The sequence below is a fragment of the Dyadobacter fermentans DSM 18053 genome (assembly GCF_000023125.1).
Taxonomy (GTDB): Bacteria; Bacteroidota; Bacteroidia; order Cytophagales; family Spirosomataceae; genus Dyadobacter; species Dyadobacter fermentans.
Map to the genome: position 1 here is coordinate 2,993,920 of NC_013037.1, position 22,169 is coordinate 3,016,088.

General features: G+C 51.5%; 18 protein-coding genes. 15 read left to right on the forward strand and 3 right to left on the reverse strand.

Features of this window, described 5'->3' with window-relative positions; genetic code table 11:
- Positions 1-13 precede the first annotated feature (13 nt).
- Positions 14-301 (reverse strand): hypothetical protein, encoded by a 288-nt coding sequence (locus DFER_RS30115; protein ID WP_015811901.1) that lies wholly within the window; start codon positions 299-301, stop codon positions 14-16.
- Positions 302-590: 289 nt separating this feature from the next.
- Between DFER_RS30115 and DFER_RS12005 the strand changes: the two genes are divergently transcribed.
- The 14 genes from DFER_RS12005 to DFER_RS12070 all read left to right on the forward strand — a co-directional run bounded on the left by DFER_RS12005 (position 591) and on the right by DFER_RS12070 (position 19,796).
- Positions 591-1,328, forward strand: coding sequence for a carbohydrate-binding family 9-like protein (locus DFER_RS12005; RefSeq protein ID WP_015811902.1), 738 nt, complete (start codon positions 591-593; stop codon positions 1,326-1,328).
- Positions 1,329-1,671: 343 nt separating this feature from the next.
- Positions 1,672-2,775, forward strand: a complete 1,104-nt coding sequence (locus tag DFER_RS12010; protein ID WP_229206236.1) for a lactonase family protein — start codon at positions 1,672-1,674, stop codon at positions 2,773-2,775.
- Between the two features lie 292 nt (positions 2,776-3,067).
- Positions 3,068-3,610, forward strand: coding sequence for an RNA polymerase sigma factor (locus tag DFER_RS12015; RefSeq protein ID WP_015811904.1), 543 nt, complete (start codon positions 3,068-3,070; stop codon positions 3,608-3,610).
- Positions 3,611-3,679: 69 nt separating this feature from the next.
- Positions 3,680-4,714 (forward strand): FecR family protein, encoded by a 1,035-nt coding sequence (locus DFER_RS12020; protein WP_015811905.1) that lies wholly within the window; start codon positions 3,680-3,682, stop codon positions 4,712-4,714.
- Positions 4,715-4,975: 261 nt separating this feature from the next.
- Complete coding sequence (locus DFER_RS12025) at positions 4,976-8,365, forward strand: SusC/RagA family TonB-linked outer membrane protein (RefSeq protein WP_015811906.1); 3,390 nt, start codon at positions 4,976-4,978, stop codon at positions 8,363-8,365.
- A 27-nt stretch (positions 8,366-8,392) separates the two neighbouring features.
- Complete coding sequence (locus DFER_RS12030; protein WP_015811907.1) at positions 8,393-9,970, forward strand: SusD/RagB family nutrient-binding outer membrane lipoprotein; 1,578 nt, start codon at positions 8,393-8,395, stop codon at positions 9,968-9,970.
- 235 nt (positions 9,971-10,205) lie between these two features.
- Complete coding sequence (locus DFER_RS12035) at positions 10,206-11,426, forward strand: aminotransferase class V-fold PLP-dependent enzyme (protein WP_015811908.1); 1,221 nt, start codon at positions 10,206-10,208, stop codon at positions 11,424-11,426.
- A gap of 51 nt (positions 11,427-11,477) precedes the next feature.
- Positions 11,478-12,731 (forward strand): amidohydrolase/deacetylase family metallohydrolase, encoded by a 1,254-nt coding sequence (locus tag DFER_RS12040; RefSeq protein WP_015811909.1) that lies wholly within the window; start codon positions 11,478-11,480, stop codon positions 12,729-12,731.
- A 147-nt stretch (positions 12,732-12,878) separates the two neighbouring features.
- The gene (locus tag DFER_RS12045; protein ID WP_015811910.1) at positions 12,879-14,612 is read left to right on the forward strand and encodes a PQQ-dependent sugar dehydrogenase; all 1,734 of its coding nucleotides are present in this window, start codon (positions 12,879-12,881) and stop codon (positions 14,610-14,612) included.
- A 126-nt stretch (positions 14,613-14,738) separates the two neighbouring features.
- Positions 14,739-15,170, forward strand: a complete 432-nt coding sequence (locus DFER_RS12050) for a c-type cytochrome (protein ID WP_015811911.1) — start codon at positions 14,739-14,741, stop codon at positions 15,168-15,170.
- A gap of 160 nt (positions 15,171-15,330) precedes the next feature.
- On the forward strand, positions 15,331-16,827 hold the full coding sequence (locus DFER_RS12055) for a PQQ-dependent sugar dehydrogenase (protein WP_015811912.1): 1,497 nt from the start codon (positions 15,331-15,333) through the stop codon (positions 16,825-16,827).
- A 38-nt stretch (positions 16,828-16,865) separates the two neighbouring features.
- Complete coding sequence (locus tag DFER_RS12060) at positions 16,866-17,333, forward strand: RidA family protein (protein WP_015811913.1); 468 nt, start codon at positions 16,866-16,868, stop codon at positions 17,331-17,333.
- A gap of 537 nt (positions 17,334-17,870) precedes the next feature.
- Complete coding sequence (locus DFER_RS12065) at positions 17,871-18,482, forward strand: RNA polymerase sigma factor (protein ID WP_015811914.1); 612 nt, start codon at positions 17,871-17,873, stop codon at positions 18,480-18,482.
- Positions 18,483-18,593: 111 nt separating this feature from the next.
- On the forward strand, positions 18,594-19,796 hold the full coding sequence (locus tag DFER_RS12070; protein ID WP_015811915.1) for an acyltransferase family protein: 1,203 nt from the start codon (positions 18,594-18,596) through the stop codon (positions 19,794-19,796).
- A gap of 64 nt (positions 19,797-19,860) precedes the next feature.
- On the opposite strand, the gene DFER_RS12075 is transcribed toward DFER_RS12070, so the two are convergent.
- Complete coding sequence (locus DFER_RS12075) at positions 19,861-20,241, reverse strand: hypothetical protein (protein WP_015811916.1); 381 nt, start codon at positions 20,239-20,241, stop codon at positions 19,861-19,863.
- Positions 20,231-20,728, reverse strand: coding sequence for an ImmA/IrrE family metallo-endopeptidase (locus tag DFER_RS29590; protein ID WP_015811917.1), 498 nt, complete (start codon positions 20,726-20,728; stop codon positions 20,231-20,233). The genes DFER_RS12075 and DFER_RS29590 overlap by 11 nt, the downstream gene beginning before the upstream one ends.
- A gap of 288 nt (positions 20,729-21,016) precedes the next feature.
- On the opposite strand from DFER_RS29590, the gene DFER_RS12090 reads away from it, so the two are divergent.
- The gene (locus DFER_RS12090; RefSeq protein WP_015811918.1) at positions 21,017-22,114 is read left to right on the forward strand and encodes a FecR family protein; all 1,098 of its coding nucleotides are present in this window, start codon (positions 21,017-21,019) and stop codon (positions 22,112-22,114) included.
- Positions 22,115-22,169 lie beyond the last annotated feature (55 nt).

The following is a 22,169-nucleotide window of genomic DNA, read 5'->3' on the forward strand; positions in this document are numbered from 1 at the left end:
TGCAAACGGATTATCAGAAATCGTCGTCGTCGTCATCGAAATCGTCGAGCCTTCTCAGCAGCTCATCGCCGTCTTCGATCACCACTTCGCGGTCCTCTATATCTTCATCATATTCGTCGATTACCTTTTCATCATCGACATCCTCATCCAGATCTTCATCCTCTTCGTCATCTTCGTACGGATCTTTTTGCGCTACCGTACGGGTCTTTTTTGTGCTCCCTTGGTAGTCAGGGAAAACAGCTGGTTCTAAAATCGCCTCGCTGATGTCAGCAAAGGCCAGTTCTCCACTTTCGCGTATCATGACAGTGTTTTGTTAAATGGTTTCAATTTAAACGTACGACCTAAATTATTAAAATATTCTGCTAGCCTATCTTCTTTGCTGTCGAAAGATTTCATCAATAATTGACACTACAAAAATAATGATTTGGTAAAATGTAAAAACCTCTTGAAATTGCCAGAGATAAAAAAATCGCGGTCTGCTGCCCCGGAATGCCCTGCATGGCCGGTTCGTTTCCATTACATCTGGCTGCAAATGAACACACTTCCCGATACCCGAACCCGTTTTTCCCAATCCTAACCCTTTTGACTGAATGCTGAAAAAATTTGTTCTCATGGGACTGCTCGCGTGTGGTCTTATGCACCGGGGACTCGCCGCCGACGCCGTGCCCGACTCATCCCTGACCGTCAGGAAGACGACCGACTTCAAGGTGAACGGCGAAGGGACTGCCTCCAACTGGTCGGCCGCGCAGTGGTTCAACATCACCGTTCAAAAAGGCCCCAACCAACCCGCGCCCGGCAAGCAATTCCCTACCCGTGTGAAAATACTTTACTCCGAAAAAGGCATGTATTTCCTCTTCGAATGCACCGACCGGAAGCTGACTTCGACGATCATGGAGGACTTTGGCGCGTTGTTCAAAGAGGATGTGGTGGAAGTATTCCTCTGGCCCGACACCTCGGTGCCCATTTACCTTGAATATGAAGTTTCCCCGCTGAACTACGAGCTGGCAATCCTCGTCCCGAATATCAAAGGACGCGCGCAAGGCTGGAAACCATGGCATTACAACGATCGCAACCGCGTCCAGCACGAAACCAGCGCGCAGGGCGGACAAAAGAAAAGCATGGCGGCCGTGGATGGATGGAAAGCCGAATTCTTCATTCCATTCGCACTCATGAACCCGATCGCCAACGCCGCCCCGAAACCGGGCGAAAAGTGGCGCGGCAACTTCTACCGCATCGATTACGACAGCGAACCGACCTATTACTCGTGGCAGAAAACCGGCGGCAGTTTTCATGAATTCAACAAATTCGGCACGTTGGTATTTGAATAGCAGCGTGGGTTAGGAGGCACCTCCGGAGCCCCCGAATGTTGATTTGGACGTGTTTCCTATAAACAGGACGCCCCTCCGGGGCACGATGCCACCGGCCCGGGCCATCCTGTTTATGGCAGTTTACATAAACAAAATGCGCCGCGAAGGTAGCGCGATCGCAGGCCCGGAGGGCCATCCGTTTATGGCGATTTACACAAACAGAAGGCGCCGCGAAGACCGTACGATCACAGGCCCGGAGGGCCTTCCTGTTTCTAGGAACCACCGGTGTACACCTTAATGCCAAACTCCGTGAGGAGTTTCCTAAATTACGCAACCACATCACTTAAAACATTTAACCACGATCATGAAAAGAACCATTCTTTCATTCATTCTTTTATTGTCGGCTATGACTGCATTTGCACAAAAACCCAAAAAGGAAATACTCTACCTGGGTACCTATACGCAGAAAGGCGAAGGCATTTACGTATACGAATTCGATCGCAGCAACTTTTCTTTTAAGGAATTGCAGGTGGTGACCAGCAAAACCAGCCCGTCGTTCCTCGAATTTCACCCCAATAAAAAATACCTCTATGCCGCCAACGAAGGCAGCAATGCGGTTTCTGCCTATGCCATCGACCAGGCCAGCGGCAAGCTCACGGCATTGAACACCCAGCCTGCGCAAGGCAAAGGCCCATGCCATGTAAGCGTTGACCCAAAGGGGCGTTTCATTTATCTGTCGAACTACGGAAGCGGCGATCTGGCGGTGTATAAACTGAACCAGGATGGCAGCATCGGTGCGCTGGCAGATACGATCCAGGACAAAGGCCGGCCCGACCAGAAGCCGCATATGCACTCTATCATTCCTTCTGCCGACGGGAAATACCTTTACGCTTCGGACCTCGGCATTGACAAAATCATGGTTTATTCCATTGATCCACAAACCGGTAAGCTCACGCCGGGCTCCGTTCCTTACGCAGAAGTGAAAGCCGGCGACGGTCCGCGCCATTTCGCCATTCACCCGAACGGCAATTTCGGGTACTCGGCCGGTGAGCTGGCATCCGTCGTGAACTCGTTCAAGATCGTGAAGGGAAGCGGGGCATTGGTGCCGTTTGAGCGCGTGACGATGCTGCCTGCCGACTTTACCGGCAAAAGCTACGCCGCCGACGTCCATTTTTCGCCGGACGGGAAGTTTCTCTACGCCTCCAACCGCGGGCATGAAAGCCTCGCTATCTACGGCGTCGACGCGAAAACGGGCAAGCTCACCGTTGCCGGACATGCCGATACGCACGGCAAGCATCCGCGCAACTTTCTCATTGACGCAAAAGGAGAGTTTGCCATTGCAACCAACCGCGACAATGACAATGCGGTGTTCTTCAAACGCGACGCCGCTACCGGGCAATTGACTTATACCGGGAAAGAGATCAGCGTGCCTACGCCCGTGTGCGTGAAGCAACTGTTCCTGAACTAATTCTTCCTGTTTATCCGCCCTGATGGAAATGGGCGCCAATGGCTGAAAAAACATTATTCAAGAATATTTTCAGCGATTGGCGCTTATTTCCATCAACTTTTCTAATTTTAGAAATCTGAACGCTATTATTCGTTATAATTTGAGATACACCGAAGAAAATATTACTTTTTTGATATTTGGCACAAATTTCACTTGTACCAATTCTAAATAAGCAGTTCGGCCGATCACTCCGCGCCCGAAAGGTCATTGAATAAAGTTTTGGAATTACCTGATACCCAATTTAGCCACAGTTATGATGAACGGCCAGGATGATTTGCTTCTTATTTCCCTGATCAAGCAAGGAGATAACCGGGCGCTCGATTGCCTTTTCCGGAAATACTATTATTCACTTTGCCGTTTTGCCACTTACCTGAACAACCGCAAAGACCTGGCCGAAGAAGTCGTGGCCGACGTATTTTTCAAGATCTGGGAAAAGCGCGAAAGCCTCACGGTTGAAAAGAATGTCCGGTCGTACCTCTTCACCGCCACCCGCCACACCTGCATTAATTACATGAAGCAGGAAAAGTATGTGATGGAGGAGCTCAACGACGATATGATCGAAGAAACGCCCGGCCCGGACGATGAACTGATGTACCACGAGCTCGAAACGCGCATTACCGACCTGATCAACTACCTCCCCCAGAAAAGAAAAGCGATTTTTCAACTGAACCGGTTTGAAGGTTTTACCTACAACGAAATCGCTGAAATCCTCTCCCTTTCCGCTAAAACCGTAGAAAATCAAATGGGTAAGGCCATTAAGCAGCTGAAACTTCTGCAAAAAACTTATCAGATTTAAAATTTATTCTGAAAGGATGGGGGTATCCCCATTTTTTATTTGTCCTAACATTAGAAAGCTCCGAATTTGATGTCTGATCATACCCCATGGCCCCTTATCGCCAAGTACCTTGCTGGCGAATGCAACCCCGAAGAGAAACTGGCTATGGAATGGTGGCTTGAAGACTATGATAATCTCCGGATGTTCAGGCGGATAGAAGCCGCATGGAAGCAGGAAAAAGAACCGGAAAACGATCCGGCGCATAATCTGGAAAGCGGACTTGCGAGGCTGCATGCCCGCATGGCGGAACATGCAGAAGTGCCCGCCCAGGCCCTTTCCGGCACGTCCAGGCTTGTGAAGCTCAGTTCCTGGCTGGCCGCGGCGAGCATTGTACTGGCAATCGGATTGGGCTATTTCCTGGTGAACAGGCCGCACAGCGGCCATTCGAATGCCGGCATTGCGATGGAAACCCGCACCAGCGGCTCGAAAGAAATTGTGAGTATCGAACTGTCCGACGGGACGCAGGTTTGGCTCAATAAAAACAGTAAAATCGAATACCCGAAAGCGTTCGACGGGGACGAAAGAGCGGTTTACCTGCAAGGAGAAGCGTTTTTTGAGGTAGTCCCGAACCCGGACAAACCATTTATCGTGAAGTGCGACAAGCTGTCCACGCGGGTTTTGGGGACGTCGTTCGATGTAAAAGCCTATAATGGGGACGAGACTGCATCGGTGTCGGTTGCGACCGGAAAAGTAGAGGTTAGCAAGGAAATCGAGGAAGGCGAGCCGGTCCGGATTACGCAACTGACGCCCGAGCAGGAACTCGTGATCAATACAGAAAAAGACGAAACGTATATAAATATCGTTAGCGTCGCAAACATTGCGCCGTGGCACCTGGGCCAGCTTGTTTTCCGGGACAATACTTACGACGAGGTAATGCAGGCATTGCAGGAGCGCTTCGGCAAACGGATTGTTTTTAAAAGCAGTATTGGTCAATGCCGTGTAATGGCCAGTTTCAATTCCACTGCATCATTAAATGATGTGCTAAAACTATTGAGTATGTCCAATTCTTTCGACTATGTGATCGGCCGGGACGTCGTCACGATCACCGGGGGGACGTGCCGTTAGGCATTCATTTCCATCCTTTTTCACATACATCTCTAACAGAATCCTTGCGGCCACAACTACCCGCGCGCCATCGGCTGTGTATGAGCCGCCGTGGTAACCGGCCGTGCTTAACCGGCCGTGCTTAACCGGCCGTGCCTAACCGGCTGTGCCTGACCGGCCGTGCCCAGTTGTAAGCAAGGTGTTTTGACTATGAATTATTATGAAGTTGCTCTGATAATTAATTCCCTCAAATCCATTTAACCTCAATCTACTCAAAACAGTATGCGAAAAAAGTTACCCGACACCCAACAGAAAACAGGAACGGCGCTCAGGCGAGGCTTGGCTGTGATCCTGGCATGTTTGATGTTCGTTCAACCGCTCCTTGCAGCAACGCCCCGGTCGATTCAGGGGATCGAGGAGGTCAAGATCTCGCTGGATCTGAAAGAAGTGACCCTTCAGAATGCCTTCATCGCGATTGAAAAGAAAAGCGATTTCAAGTTCATCACCACCATCGAGCGTATCGACAAAAAACGGAAGGTGTCTATCCACGCGGAGAAAAAACCGGTGAAGGAAGTGCTGGAAAGCATCCTGAACGGCACCGGACTGGGCTACACGCAGGTGGATAACAACATCGTGATCAGCAACAAAACTGCTGAAAGAGCCACCGGACAGGTGATCGCACCTGCTCCCACCGCCATTCAGCTCGCAAAGGAGATCAAGGGCACCGTGAAAGACAATGCCGGAGCGGGCATTCCGGGCACGAACATCCTCGTGAAAGGCTCCAACGTAGGGACCACTACCGGCGCGGACGGCACGTACGCGATCAATGTGCCCGACGAAAACGCCGTGCTGGTGTTTTCGTCGATAGGCTATGTATCGCAGGAAGTGACCGTAGGCGGCCAAACCACGATCGACATTACGCTGGTGGAAGATGTGAAGCAGCTCGGCGAGGTGGTGGTAACGGCATTGGGTATCGAACGTAATGCCAAAACGCTCACCTACGCGACGCAGCAGATCGACGGTAAAAAGCTCACCGACGTGCGCGACGCGAACTTTGTGAACACCCTCTCCGGTAAAGTGGCCGGCGCGGTGATCACACAGGGTTCGTCGGGCCCCGGTTCCGCAACCCGCGTGGTACTGCGCGGTAACCGTTCTATTGCCGGTAACAACAATGCATTGTTCGTGGTGGACGGTGTGCCGATCGACAACACGGCGCGCGGCCAGGTAACGAGCGATTTCGGTGGTATCAACGGCTCCGATGGTGCCGCGAACATCAACCCGGACGACATCGAGTCGATGAACATCCTGAAAGGTGCGGCAGCTTCGGCATTGTACGGCAGCCGGGCAGCCAACGGGGTGATCATGATTACAACTAAAAAAGGTAAGGCCGGCAAGGTAAGCGCGGACATTAACTCCGGCGTGGTGGTAGAAACGCCATTTTTGCTGCCTAAGCTTCAAAACACTTACGGACAGGGCAGTGGCGGTGTGGAAAGTACCAATTCCAGCCAGAGCTGGGGTCCTGCCATGCAGACCTATCCGAACAACATCAGCGATTTCTACCGCAATGCGATCTCGACCAACAATTCGATCGGCGTTTCGGCCGGCTCGGAAAAGATCCAGACGTATTTGTCTTATACCAACAATGCCAACCAGGGTATTCTGCGGAACAACAAGCTCATGCGGCATACCTTCAACCTCCGTTTGAACACACAGATTACCAAGCGCCTCTCGGCCGATGCCAAAATCACCTATATCAACTCCGACATTCAGAACAAACCACGTTCGGGTGAAGAGAGCTCTGTAACCATGAACTTGTACAAAATCCCGCGCAGCGTGGATTTGAACCAATACAAAAATTTCGAGGACGCCGCAGGTAAACCTACTTACTGGGCAAGCTCGGGCATTTACATGAACCCTTACTGGACGATCAACCGCACGTTCGAATCGGAAAAACGTAACCGCGTGATTTCCCTGGGTTCTGTTAAATATGAACTGACTGACTGGCTGAACGTGCAAGGCCGGATCAGCTACGACTGGTATGCCGACCGAGTGAATCGTGGTTTTTACAATAATACTTTGCTTTTTGCAGGATCGGGCGGCTCCTACTGGGACTGGACGGCCGAAACTGTGGAACGCAACATGGACGTGATCGTTTCGGGTAATAACAATCTGGGTAAAGACCTGCACCTAACCTACAACTTCGGTGCCGGCCAGACTTACCAAAAATATTCGCAGGTAGGCGGCACCACGACCGGCCTTACCGTGCCTAACTTCTTCGACCTTTCGTTTGCCGCCGCATTGACACAGCTGACTGCATTCAGCCAGAAAGAGCTGCAATATGTGTTTGGAACGGCGTCATTGTCGTACCGCGACTTCATCACGGTTGACGGCTCGGTTCGCAACGACTGGTCTTCGACATTGCCTAAGCCTTATTCATACGCCTACTTCTCATTCGGCGGTAATGTGATCCTCACGGAAGCATTCAAACTGCCGGAAGTGATCAGCTTCGCAAAACTGCGCGGATCGTGGGCGCAGGTGGGTAACGACACCGACCCTTATCGTTTGCTGCAAACCTACACATTCACGCAGGGTGGCAATGGCGGCGGTTATATCAACCGCAACACAACCCGTCCGGCCGAGAACCTGAAACCGGAGATTTCGTCTTCAACGGAGTTTGGTCTGGATCTGCGCTTGTTCTCGGGCAAACTGGGATTGGATTTTACCTACTACAATACCAACACGGTGAACCAGCTGCTCACATTGCCGCAAGCTACGCCGACCGGCTTCCAGAACCAGTTCATCAATGCGGGTAAAATCAACAACAAAGGTTTCGAGATTTCATTGACCGCCTCGCCATTGAAGGGCAAATCGCTGACCTGGGACGCGACGCTCAACTTCGCGCGCAACGTGAACAAGATCATCGAACTGCACCCGAGCATCAAAACCGCCAACCTCGGCGGAAACACCCGCACTACCACGGCCATCGTACGTGAAGGCGGCTCATACGGGGATTTGCAGGCATTTGGCTGGAAAAAAGACGCAAATGGCAATTACGTCGTGAATGCGAAAGGACTTCCGGTTGCAACGGCATTCGATAACATCGTAGGTAACTTCAACCCTAAATTCACGATTGGCTTCAACAACTCGTTCTCTTACAAAAACTTCGTATTTAGCTTCCTCGTGGATGGCCGCGTGGGTGGCGTCATGACTTCCGGAACCGATGGTAACCTCGCTTACGACGGTACCGCCGACTACACCGAAGCGCACCGCCAGGGCGGCTGGGTATTGCCTGGCGTGACCGAAACCGGCGAGCAGAACAATGTTGCGATCGACGCGCAGACATTCTGGCAAACCGTTTCGCAGGGCCGTTATACCTGGGGAGAGTTCTTCACCTACTCCACCACGAACTTCCGTTTGAGAGAGGCGACATTGGGCTACAACATCCCTACCCCTCCGGGATTGTTCATCAAATCGCTGCGCCTTTCGCTCACTGCTCGTAACCTGTTCTTCATTTATCGCGGCTATGCGAAAATGGATATTCCGGGACTTGCAAAACGTAAACTTCCATTCGATCCGGACGTGAACCTCGGTGCAGGTAACTTCCAGGGATCGGAATATGGAGCCCTCCCTTCAACACGTACTGTTGGTTTGAATTTGAAAGTTGGATTCTAATTAAACAGAGACTTAAAATACTGGAACATGAAATTAGCATTGAATAAATATATCAGAGCAACCACATTGGGCGTCCTCACCGGCTCGGCCATGGTCGTGGCAGGTTGTACCGGTGATTTCGAAGAATTGAACACCAGCCGCACGGCGCTCACCTCCATTACCGACGCAGAACTTCCTTACGTGTTCTCGCGGGCCCAGCAGCAATCGTCGTACGCGGCAGGAACTTACCAAACGGCCCAAAACCTGTTTGCCGACCTGTTTGCACAATATTTCGCCACGACCACGCCCAACTTCCAGTCGGACCGCTACTTTATGCACCCGACCTGGATCGACAGCCACTGGAACCCGGTTTACACTCAGGTAGTGCCGCAGCTCCAAATTCTGTTCGAAAAACTCGACAAATCGACGGCGCAGTACGCATTGGCCAATATCTGGTGGGTATTCTCGTTCCACCGCGTAACCGATTACTACGGCCCGATCCCCTATTCGGAAGCAGGCAAGCTTAGCACGCCCATTAAGTACGATTCGCAGGAAGAGATTTACAATGATTTCTTCAAACGCCTTGCCGAAGCCACCGAGCTGCTGAAAGGCAAAACGAGCGAAAAACCTTACGGCACTTACGACATCGTGTATGGCGGTGATGTGAACAAATGGATCAAGTTTGCGAACACACTCCGCCTCCGCCTGGCGCTGCGTATCTCGAAAGCCAATCCTGCCAAGGCGAAAACCGAAGCCGAAGCGGCCATTGCCGGCGGCCTGCTCACCGAAGTTGCTGATAATGCTTACATGTCCAAAAGCCTGCTGGGTGGAGATAACAACGGCCTGGCGACCATTTCGGGCTGGGGCGAGTTCCGCATGAGCGCCGCAATGGAGTCCGTTTTGAAGGGTTATGAAGATCCGCGCATCGGCATTTACTTCCAGCCGGCCTTCAATACCAAATCGTACGAAGGCCTGCGCAATGGCCTCGGCCCAACCGAACTGGCCGTGGCTGCGAACAGCAACGACAACAATTCCAATATCGGAGAGCGCTGGATCCGCAACACCGGCGGCGGCTCGGCATGGGACCGCCAATTGGCTGTGAAACAGGACGTAATGCACACCGCAGAGGCCTATTTCCTCCTCGCGGAAGCTGCATTGAACGGCTGGAATACCGGTACCGGAACGGCACAATCGTTTTACGAAAAGGGCATTCAGGCGTCAATGGAAGGCTGGGGCATCAGCGGTGCTCAGGTGACTACCTATATCAACAGCACAAAAACGCCTGTGGCACCGGGCGATCAGCAACAGTCGCCGGCGATGTCCAACATCCCGGTGAAATGGGGCGCAACCGAAGCGGTGCAGAGAGAGCAGATCGCAACCCAGAAATGGTTGGCGCTCTATCCCGACGGCATCGAAGCGTGGGCGGAGTTCCGTCGCACGCGTCTGCCTAAGCTCTACCGCGTTGTCAATTCGGTTAACACCGACGTACCGACCACAGCGGTAGTGAGAAGAATCCCTTTCCTTTTGCAGGAAAAACAAAACAATGGCCAGGCAGTGGAAGCGGCCGTGCAGCTGCTCGGCGGCCCCGACAATGCTGCTACGCCACTCTGGTGGGATAAAAACTGACAATTCTTATGGAAAACCCCATGCCCTCCGGTCATTTACCGGAGGGCAAAACCTTCCACGGAACAAAAAGGCATCAAAACGGAACATTGACCAAACTTTATTTTTTAATTTTCTCCTAATTGAAAAAATAATCCTACAAAACAGAGTATCGACGCTGCTGGAAAGCATCTTTTCTCTGCATACTGTCAAAGTCGTTTTGTAAAGCCTTAACCAATCTATTCAGTCCTTAACCGATATGATCAACCGTAGAGATTTAATCAAGCATTTGTCCGCTTTCCCGCTCCTGGGCGGATTTTTGGGCAATGGCACGGCCGAAGCAGCCGGCCTGCTCGCGAAGGCACCCGCACGTAACCTCGCCAAGGAACTGGGCATCCGCACGTTCATCAATGCCGCAGGAACTTACACCGCCATGACCGGCTCGCTCATGCAGGACGAAGTAGTGGCAACGATCCAGGGCGCAGCGAAGGAGTTCATGATGCTCGATGAAGTCCAGACGAAAGTAGGCGAGAAAATCGCCGCCATTACCCACGCCGAATCGGCCGTGGTGACGGCCGGCTGTTTCTCCGCGCTCACGCTCGGCCTCGCTGGCGTGCTCACGGGCATGGACCAAAAGAAAGTAGAAGCCCTGCCGCACCTGGAAGGCACCGGCATGAAATCGGAAGTGATTATCCAGAAAGGCCATAACATCGGCTACTCGCATGCATTGACCAACACCGGCTGTAAAATCATCCAGGTTGAAACTGCGGAAGAATTGCAGAAGGCGATCAACGAGAAAACCGCATTGATGTGGTTCCTGCACATCCAGTCGGATAAGGGGCAAATCAACCACCAGCAATGGGTGGAAATCGCTAAAAAGAACGGAATACCCACCATGATCGACATGGCTGCCGACGTGCCGCCGGTCGAAAACCTCTGGCGCTTCAACGACATGGGCTTCGACCTCGTGTGCGTATCGGGCGGAAAAGCGATGCGCGGGCCGCAAAGCGCGGGTATCCTGATGGGCAAAAAGCAGTTCATCGACGCTGCCCGCCTGAGCATGCCGCCGCGTGGCTCCACCATCGGGCGCGGTATGAAAGTGAATAAAGAGGAGATCCTCGGCATGTACGTCGCGCTCGACAATTTTGTCAAAATGGATCACAAAAAAGAGTGGAAAACCTGGGAAGACCGCGTGGCGACGATCGAGAATGCAGTCAAAAGTGTGAAGGGGGTCATGACCGAAGTGACTGTACCTGAACTCGGTAACCACACACCTACATTGAAAGTATCGTGGGATGCCGCCAAAGTGAGCCTGCCTGTGAAGACATTGCAGGAAAGCTTGCGCAAAGGCAACCCGTCTATTGAAGTAATGGCCGGCGAAAACAATTCGCTCAGCATTACCACCTGGATGCTCAAATCGGGCGAGGAGAAAATCGTGGCATCCAGACTGAAAGAAGAACTGTCGAAAGCAGTTGTTTAAATATGTACAGTACCATTTAATATTCCTAAACCCAAACCCTTAACAAGTAACATGCAACACAGGTCCACCCTTATCATTTTCCTGGCCTGTCTGCTCGGCGTGGCCTGCCACGCGCAGACGTACAGCATCCTGATCAAAGGCGGCACGGTGATCGACCCGAAGAATAACATCAATCAGGTGATGGATGTGGGTATTCTCGACGGGAAGATCAAAAAAGTGGCGAAGGATATCGATCCGAAAGAGGCCCGCCAGGTGGTGGATGCCAAAGGGATGTATGTCACACCCGGATTGATCGATATTCATGGACATGTGTTTTTTGGTACCGAGCCAAACCATTATCTAAGTAATGGTTTGGTGGCGTTACCACCCGACGGTTTTACCTTCCGCGTCGGCGTGACGACGATCGTCGACGCGGGCGGTGCCGGCTGGGATTCGTTTTCGGAGTTTAAAAACAATGTGATTTTTAATTCCAAAACCCGCGTGCTCTCCTTCCTGAACATCGTGGGCCAGGGAATGCGGGGCGGGGCCTGGGAGCAGGACACCGCCGATATGGACCCGAACCTGGCCGCCGGCGTGGCGATCAAAAACCGCAACGATGTGGTCGGTTTTAAAGTCGCGCATTTCATGGGCAAAGACTGGAAACCGGTGGATAATGCCGTGAAAGCCGGTAAGCTGGCCAACATGCCGGTTATGATCGATTTCGGCGGCAACACGCCTCCCCTTCCGCTCGAAGAGCTGTTTATGAAACACCTTCGCCCGGGCGACATTTATACACATGCATACACCTTGCTCGAAGGCAATGTAAGAGAAACCATCGTGGATGAAGCCACGCAAAAAGTGAAACCTTTCGCCATTGAGGCCCGCAAAAAAGGCATCGTGTTCGACGTAGGCTATGGCGGCGCAAGCTTTAACTACTCCCAGGCGATCCCGGCCATGAAAGCCGGTTTTCACCCCACCACCATCAGCACCGACCTCCACACCGGCAGCATGAACGGCTCGATGAAGGATATGCTCAGCATTATGTCGAAGTTTTACAATATGGGCATGGACCTGCCGGCGGTGATCAGGGCCAGCACCTGGGAACCCGCCAAAGTGATCCATCGCGAGCAACTCGGCCACATTTCGGAAGGAGCGATCGCAGACGTAGCCGTTTTCTCAATGCGCAAAGGCAATTTCGGTTTTTACGATAAAACCGGCTACAAAGTGGAAGGCAAAGAAAAACTCGAATGCGAGCTAACCGTCATGGGCGGAAAAATTGTATACGACCTGAACGGAATTACTCAGCCGATATATTTGACGAAGTAGGCTATAAGCTGTAAGCCATAAGCTGTAAGCTGTAACCTGTAAGCCATGGACCTGTGAACTACCAGAATTAAAAGCATATAGCCTAAAGCTTATAGCTTATAGCTTACAGCTTACAGCCTAAAGCCCCCAAACCCCTCTTACCCATCTATGCAAAGAAAACGTTTCAAATGGTCTGCCTCTTTCCTGATGTTGATTGCATTGGGTTTCACGCAGCATTCCGACCGGGAATTGCCGGTTGTTAATACGAAAAATGGCGGCCTGTTTTTGCCGGACGGCTTTGAGGCTACGGTGGTGGTCGACAGCCTGCCGGGGCGTGCGCGGCACATTGCGGTGAATGACAATGGCGATATTTACGTCAAAGCCCGCTTTGCCGACAAGGGCGAATCCGTGATCGCATTGCGCGATACCAACAAGGATGGACGTGCGGATATTGTGAAACATTTCGGCGGAGCCGCCAAAGAACGCGCTTATGGAACCGCCATGCGCATTTACAAAGGCTATCTGTATTTCAGTTCCGAGCTTGTTGTTTATCGCTACAAACTGACGCCCGGCAAACTCGTGCCCGACAGCCCGGAAGAAGTGATCCTGACCGACGACCACCCGCACGGCATGCATGAACACATTGCAAAGCCGATCACGTTCGACGATAAGGGCTTCATGTACGTGCCTTTTGGTGCCAATTCCAATGCATGCCAGGAACAAAACCGCACGCCCGGCTCGAAAGGAATGGACCCATGCCCTATCCTCGAAGACCATGGCGGAATATGGAAATTCGACGCGAATAAAACCGGCCAGTTGCAGAAAGACGGGACAAAGTTTGCCACCGGCCTTCGCAGCGTGGTAGCATTGGACTGGAATTTCCAGGATAACAACCTGTACGCCGTTCAGCACGGCCGCGACGACCTGTTGCGCCTCTGGCCGCAGCTTTTCAATGGGTGGCAAAGTGCCATGCTGCCTTCGGAGGAATTTTTGAGGGTAAAAGAAGGCACGCACGCCGGCTGGCCGTATTGCTATTGGGATCAAATGCAATCTAAAAAAGTACTGAACCCGGAATATGGCGGTGATGGTAAAATTGTAGGTCAATGCGATCAATATGAAAAACCTTTGATCGGTTTTCCGGGCCACTGGGCGCCTAATGACATCCTGTTTTACCAGGGCAGCCAGTTTCCGGAGCATTACAAAAACGGTTCGTTCATAGCATTCCACGGCTCCACCAACCGCGCGCCTTATCCGCAATCAAGCTATTTCATTGGTTTCGTACCATTCAAAAACGGCCAGGTTGCCGGTGAATACGAAGTGTTCGCAGACGGTTTCGCCGGCCTCGACCCTATTGTGAACGTAAGCGACGCCGTGTACCGCCCGATGGGCATCGCCATGGGCCCCGACGGCTCGATTTACATTGCTGAAACCGAAAAAGGCAAGATCTGGAAAGTGACCTACAAGGGTAATAAGAAGAAGTTCAACAAAACGGCGATGGCGAAAATGGAGCAGCGCAAAACGATGTCGCACATTCGCACGCCCGATTTTGTAAACGACAACCTGGACAAGGACAAGCCGGTAGCCGGCGGAAAAGTGTACAGCGTGTATTGCACGGCCTGCCACCAGCGCAACGGCATGGGCGACTCACAGCGCTTCCCGCCGCTCGGAGGGGCCGAATGGGTCACCGGCGATAAGGAACGGCTGATCAAAGTGTTGCTGAACGGACTCGAAGGCCCGATTGAAGTAAAAGGACAAGCCTATAACAATGTGATGCCGCAGCACAGCTTTTTGAAAGACGAGGAAATCTCCGAAGTCCTCACCCACATTCGAAGCAATTTCGGCAACAATGCGAGCCCTGTTACCACCGAGGAAGTAGCCAAAGTAAGGGCCTCGCTCAGATAGCAAGCAACAACGCCATTCATCTTCCAACCCCGTTTAAGCGGATATTACTCTCCGGCAATTGAGTGTTCCTTTAAGGGGTTGGAGGAAGAATGGCAAAAGTAACTAATCCACCATTTCTGTATATTCATGCTGAAAAATAAAATAGTAGCCGCAAGCTTTATTATTCTTTCAGGAGCTGCCTTAGCCGGGTTTTCTTCCAAAAAGAATGCATTCACACACCACGCGCAAGATCCGTGGAAAGCCCCCGCCTGGGCCGACACGCTGAAAAGCCCTTACCATGAAGAACCGCTTACCCTCGCGCAAGGAGAAGAGCTGTTTACATTATACTGCTCGTCGTGCCACGGCGAAGGCGGCTATGGCGACGGTGCCGCAGGCGGCGCTTTGGGCCAGCAACCGGCCAACTTTCACGACACCCTCGTGAAGGCGCAAAGCGACGGCGCGCTGTACTGGAAAATGTCGACCGGCCGCGGCAACATGCCTCCTTTCGAGGACGTCTTCACGGCCGAACAACGCTGGCAGCTGGTGGCGTACATCCGGCATTTGGGCAAAAGCGAGTGAAAGTACTTCGGCTTTCGGCGGTCGGCTATCGGCTTTCCCGATATTTGAAAACGCCGATAGCCGATAGCTGACAGCCGAAAGCCGATAGCCGACAGCCGACAGCCGACAGCCGATAGCCGAAAGCCGATAGCCAAAAAAAACTAAACCCCTAAAAAATAACATGTTACAGTACAGCCGCTTTATGAAGTCCGGATTTACGTCGGTGCTCGCCCTGGGCATGGCGTTTCATGCATTCGGACAGCAGCGGGAAGTCACGACTTCCCTCCCCAAGGCACTTCGCGACGACATCACCATCGAAGAGTACATGAAAGTGGAACCGGAAGCCGTCCGCCTGATCCAGCATCCCGTCACGGGTGAAATTTACTACACGACATTCTTCGGCGATGTGGTTAAAATCGTGATCGAAGATGGTAAGCCTGTTAGTAAAAAACTCCTTTCTGTTGAAGATCACGGCATTCCACGCCTGCAAGGTGCTGCTTTTCACGGCAATACTCTTTTCCTGGCGGGTAATGTGAGTGTGAATAACAACAAGGGCAACAAAGGCCGGATGGTCCGCTACGAAATGACAAAGGGCGCGGGAACACCCGGCGCCGCGAAGCCTGAAATGACCGTCGTTTTCAACACGGTTGAATATGGCGCTAATAAAACCACGTTCGATCACGGCTGGAATGCATTGGAAATCAGTCCGGACGGCAAGTACATTTACGTCAACACCGGTGCCCGCACCGACCATGGCGAGGTGCAGGACAATGGCGGCGAATACCCGAATGCCCGTGACAATGCCCTCACCGCAAACATTTTCCGCTTTCCCATCAACTCCAAGGACCTGGTACTATCGACAGATCTCGCGAAACTGAAAGCAGACGGCTACATCTTCGCAGAAGGCATCCGCAATGCCTACGACATGGCCTTCGACGCCAAAGGGAATCTGTTCGCGGTATCGAACTCCGGCGACTACGACCATCCCGAGGACATGTTTTGGGTGCGGAAAGGACATCATTACGGCTTTCCCTGGATCATGGGAGGCATCGAAAACCCGCAGCAATTCCCCGACTTCCAGCCCGATCCCGAAAAAGATCCTTTCCTGAGCAAGTTCGCATTCGCATTCCTCATGAAATACTTCCATAACGACCCCGACTTTCCCAAAAAGCCGGCCGGCGTGAAATTTACACCCGCGGTACAAAACCTCGGCCCCGACGCCAACGAGTACCGCGACCGCAAAACCGGGATCGTCATGGACGGCGACACCACCGGCGTTACCGTGGGAACATTCAATGCCCACTCCTCCCCGCTCGGCATTTTCTTCGACACACACAATGCATTGGGCAAAGAGTTCACGGGCGACGGCTTCGTGATCCGCTACACAGGCGGCCCGCGCAACGGAGTCGTAAACCCAAACCCATTGCGCAGGTACGGCAAAGACCTCCTGCATTTGGAAATGACCTACGATAAAAAGGCGGACAATTACAAAACCAAAACTACCAGCATCGTCAACAACTTCACCGCTCCTACCGACGCCTTGCTGGTGGGCAATACGCTGTACGTGATCGAATATGGCGGTAAGCAAGGCGGCAACAAAGCGGGTGGCAGTCTGTGGAAAATCACCTTGCCGGCCAACGAAAAAATGGCAAAAAAGACCAAAAAGAAAACCTCGTAATTATATCTCGTTCTACATATAACTTTAATTAATCTGTTATGAAATCTGAAAGACGATCTCTTATTAAAAAACTTTTCGCTTCCGTTGCGGGCATAGCCGGCATCGGCGCCGCTTCGAAAGCGGTGGCAGAAGTAGCCCCGGCTGCGCCCCAAAAAGAAGTCGGCGACGTGGTAATGCACCAGGACGTTCCCCTGTTCTCCGGCCATACGAAGTTCAACAATCTGGTGTTCGTAGCAGGCAAAGGCGCCCACTTCGATGGCGACATCACCGCCCACACCAAACACGTGCTCGACGAGCTGGAAAAAGAGCTGATCAAAGCCGGTTCCTCTATGGAAAAGGTCCTGAAATGCTCCGTATTCCTCCACGACTTGAACGACTACAAAGCCATGAACGAAGCCTACAAAGGCCGTTTCGGCAGCAAGCCACCTTGCCGCACCACCGTGGCCGTCTACGGCGGCGTCCCCGGCGATTCCCTCGTTGAAATCGACTGCATCGCTTACGTTTAGGTCGTTTTTAAGGGAGGAAGGGGAGCAAAGTAACGAATGGAGGAAGCGGAGAAAACTGCGAAGCGACAAAAAATCCACAGAGTGGCTGCCTGTTTATAGAAATCAAAAGCCGATTCAGCGGCCGGCTCCGTCGGAGCCTCCTGCGGTCTGTCAGGCGGCTCCTACGGAGCCAGGGCATGGTCGGTATCCGGATTGCTATAAACAGGATGGCCCGCCGGGCCATGTTTCTTCGGACACTTCTTCCATGCTTGGTTTCTCCATGCTCCGTTTCCTCCCTTCTCCGTTTTCTCCTATCTCCTATACTCCATTTCTACATTCCTCCATTCTCCGCATCCGTTCTCACTACATCTACCTTTCATCCTACTTTCCCAATCATTTATCCCATTCAAATCAGCCACTTACTAGCCATTTGTCAAATTTTTATTTTGGAATAATACAATTCACCAGGATTAAATTCGCTAACAAAAAATAAAGTCGCATTTAAATTTTAGATTATGCCGATTAAACAGTTAATTTGTTTAACTGACCCAACGAGAATTGAACAAGAAACAACGCATAGCCGAAGAGAATGAAGTTCTGTTGAATCTCTGGCACCAAAGCCAGGCCGGGGACAGTCTGGCATTTTGCCAACTGGCCGACAAGCAGTATCGAATCCTGTTCAACTACGCCTGCAATTTCACTTCCGACCGCGAATTCATCAAAGACGCAATTCAAGACCTGATGATCCACATCTGGGAAAGGCGCCAGAGTATTCAGATCCAGTTTGTTACCATCTACTTCCTCCGCGCATTGCGCAACCAGCTCATGCAGGAGTTCCGCCGCAATAATGGCTCGCATCCGTTTCTCGACATTGACGAGGCTGGCCAGCTTTCCGACTATCAGACGGTAGAAACCGAAATCGAACGCAAGGAACTACTGAGCGAAAACCAGGTTAAAGTGCGCTGTGCCATCGAAGAGTTACCTCGTCGTCAGAAAGAGGCCGTTTTCCTCAAATACTTTGAAGGCATGGACAACGAGCAGATCGCCGACCTCATGCAGGTAAACCGGCAGTCCGTCGCCAACCTGCTTTTCAAAGCTATCTCGGCGCTCAAACAACACATCCACCCGATCAGCAATCTGCTGCTGCTTTGCTTCGCGCTGAAATTTTAGCCCCGGCGCAACTTCGTGACGCCAAAATTCCAAATCTTCTTTCCTTAAACCCTCCGCTTGATGCAACCGGAAGTTGAATTCGTGCATCCTTCCGACAACCAATCGTAACTCATGCAGCAACTTCCCGGCCGAACCCTCTGGATAGATTACCTTCGCTCATTTCTGACTGTTTTGGTGGTTGCCCACCACGCTTCGCTGGCCTACACCACGTTCGCCAGCTTCGATAAGGTGGCCTATATCCGGTCTACCCATCCGGTGGTAGACAACCGTCGCTGGGTAGGAATGGACATTTTCGAGAATTTCAACGACGTGTTCTTTATGTCGCTCATGTTCCTCATCGCCGGACTTTTCGTCGTCAGAAGCATTCAGCGAAAAGGCACCGCCGCATTCATCCGCGACCGGTTTTACCGGCTCTTTATACCCTTCATCTTCCTGGGCACTATCCTGAACCTGATCGCGCACTACCCTGCCTACCTGCTTGCACACGGAACTACTCCGTTACCCGCATATGTGAGCGACTTTTTCATCGTCGAGCAATGGCCGGTTGGGCCTCCCTGGTTTATTTGGGTACTTTTCGTATTCAATGTGGCATTCGCACTGACCTACTTTTTTGTTAAGAGAAAAGCCTCTGGAACCGAAACCTCACCCATATCAGCACATTCGCCGGAACGCTCGCGCACAACTGCGCCCATACACGCGTACACACACAAACTACACTCATACACGCCGACAAAAACAATCCTCTTGTGGTTCCTCTTCACATTCGCGCTGTATGTCCCATTCGCATTCTGGCTCGGCCCCGGCAAATGGATCGGCTCCGGCCCGTTCGACTTCCAGGCGAGCCGCGCTGCATGGTACTTCGGCTATTTCCTTCTCGGCGCGTGGCTTGGCAATACACGATTTAACGAAGGAATGTTCGGCACTTCCTCCCGGCTGGTCCGCGCATGGCCGCTTTGGTTATTCCTGTGCGTAGGTGCATATACGTCGCTCACACTTGCCTCGCCACTATTGACGCAGCTTGTCAAAAAAGGCACACTCCCGGAACTAACCGGTTACCTCATCTATTTTTCCATCTACGTTCTGTCCTGCACATTCAGCTGCATAGCTTTCCTGACCACATTTCGCGCAGTCGCTAAACAGCCCAATACCGCCTGGGATTCCCTTTCAGATCACGCCTATCTGATCTACCTGCTTCATTATCCATTCGTGATCTGGACGCAATACGCGTTGCTGAACGCTCCGGTTCCGGCGTTTATCAAGTTTGCTATCACTTTCACAGTGTCGTTAGCAGGTAGTTGGCTGCTGGCTATTTAACTGCGAAAAATAAGATTAGTGGCGAAGTATCTTTAGCGTATTCAAATCACCTAGCTAGAATTAATTACTTCTTACTTGCAACTGCCCCTCTTCCGAACAGATAACCTAACGAAGTCCCGGCGAAAGTCAACGCTTTCAGACCCGCATCAGACCAAAACTGCGCGTCAGTTGGCTTCCTATATGCCGCGATCAGGCAGATTGCAAAGATCAATAACCCCGAAAACACAGCCATTAATGCAACGAACGTCAAGGTATTGCGCCCGTCACCGAAAAACCAGCCCAAAAAGCCAAGTTCCGTAGTCCGCATTTCCTTTTCGTGCCGGTTATGCTCTTTGGTAAGTTCGAGCTCCATTTGATGAGCTTCGAGTTGCTTTTCAGTTAATGGAGTCCCGGTCTGATCCTTCTTTATAATCCCCTTCTTGGCCTGAACCCTGTTAGGCTCCATATTCAAAAGAAATCCGGTTTTTGATTACGGGAACGGATACCACGAACAATTGTGAAAGTTGGGTAACAGGTACATCTTCCCAATATTTATCCAGCATAAACCGCGGCACCAACAGGTTGGCCGCGAATACATTAGCCTCGGCTTCCTTGGGATCGCTCGCGCCTCCACCTTCCCGCATAAGCACCTTGTAATCAGAAGACTTAGCCCACTCAGCATGCAGAATCCTGTGGCCTAACTCATGCGCAATTGTGAAGGTTTGCCTCAAAGGATATTCTTCCATGTTCACAAAAATGGTATCCTCCTCAAAATCGTAAAACCCCGAGATATTATTCAATTTCCTCTCAAACTCGACAAACGACACCTTTACACCCAGGTGTTGCGCAATCTCCATCGGATTGACAGGCGGCCTTTCCAGCCCGAATTGGTGCAACAGGTGAATTGCCTCACCTTTCGCTCTTTGATAGTCAGGTGCCATATTGTATTTCATGTCAGTTTCTCCACCTAAGTTAACAATTTATTTTCCAGGATAATCTTGAATTCCTTCCATAAAATTACAAATTGATACCTATTCAACCAAACATATGATACCCAAAAAATCATTCAATGAATCTCCGGTCAACTTCCGGAGATAAACGGTAAAGCCCCAAGTCCCCGCACGCGTTCCCAACATCCTACTCCCCCGATAAATTTTCCCGAAAATTATTTCCAAAAAAGGAGTATCAGCACAATGTTCTCGCATCCTTACTAAAATTAGCCATATTATTATTTGCCCAATATGCTCCATTACCGCAATTTTCTTCCGGAGGAACTGGCCGCCGATCCATCTTTCAGACGCTGGGTGCTGTTTAATAACCCCGCCGACGAGGCCGTATGGACCGAATGGCTCGAACATAATCCGGATAAGCAGGATCTCGTGAACCGCGCCAGGAATTTCCTGACGATGACGGAAACGGCATTCGACCAGATTTCGGATGAGGAGGTGGCTAACGAAATTTACCGGCTGTCGCACGCGATTGGCGAGCATCATGCGAAAAAATCGTCGATCTGGCTGCGTTTCAGGCCAAATTGGTACCATATGGCGGCTTCGGTGCTCATTCTCATGTTTGCCGGATGGTGGTATAACAAGCAAACGCTTTCGCAACAGCAATCGGATCAATATAAGGTGATCCTCAGCCAGATCAGCGAGCCGCTTATCGAGGCGGTGAACCAGGGCAATGAGGCGAAATTGGTGACCCTCGAAGACGGCAGTTCGGTGCTGTTACAGCCCGATAGCCGCATTACCTACCCCCGGCGCTTCGAGGGCCGCAAAAGGGAGGTTTTCCTGAAAGGGGAAGCGTTTTTTGAAGTGGCCAAAAATCCTGACAAGCCCTTTTATGTGTACGCACATACGCTGGCAACCAAGGTGTTAGGCACAAGTTTCAAAGTGAGCGCGTTCGACGACCAGGAAGTGAAGGTGGTGGTTAAAACGGGTAAAGTGTCCGTTTTCCCGATGACGAAGGAGGCGATCGCCAGCCAGCATGCGGACGACAAGCTCGGCGGGATGGTGCTTACGCCCAATCAGCAGATCACATTCGCACCTAATGAGTTACGACTTACGAGAAGCCTCATCCCGGACCCGAAATTATTGGAATTACCGATACAGAGACAGTCGTTTGAATTCAAGGGAACGCCGATCACCGAAGTATTTGCCGCATTGGAAAAATCCTATGGCGTAAAGATCGTGTTCGATGCGGAAGTAATGCAGAACTGCTACCTCACCGCTTCGCTTTCCGACGAGCCGCTTTTTGAGAAAATTAACCTGATATGCAAAACCATCGGCGCGCAATATGAGCAGCTCGATGCCAGCATCATCATCAATAGCAAAGGATGTTAAAGAAACCCCTTTTCCTCAGTACTTTATGACAAATTCACCCGTGCCTATGACCAGA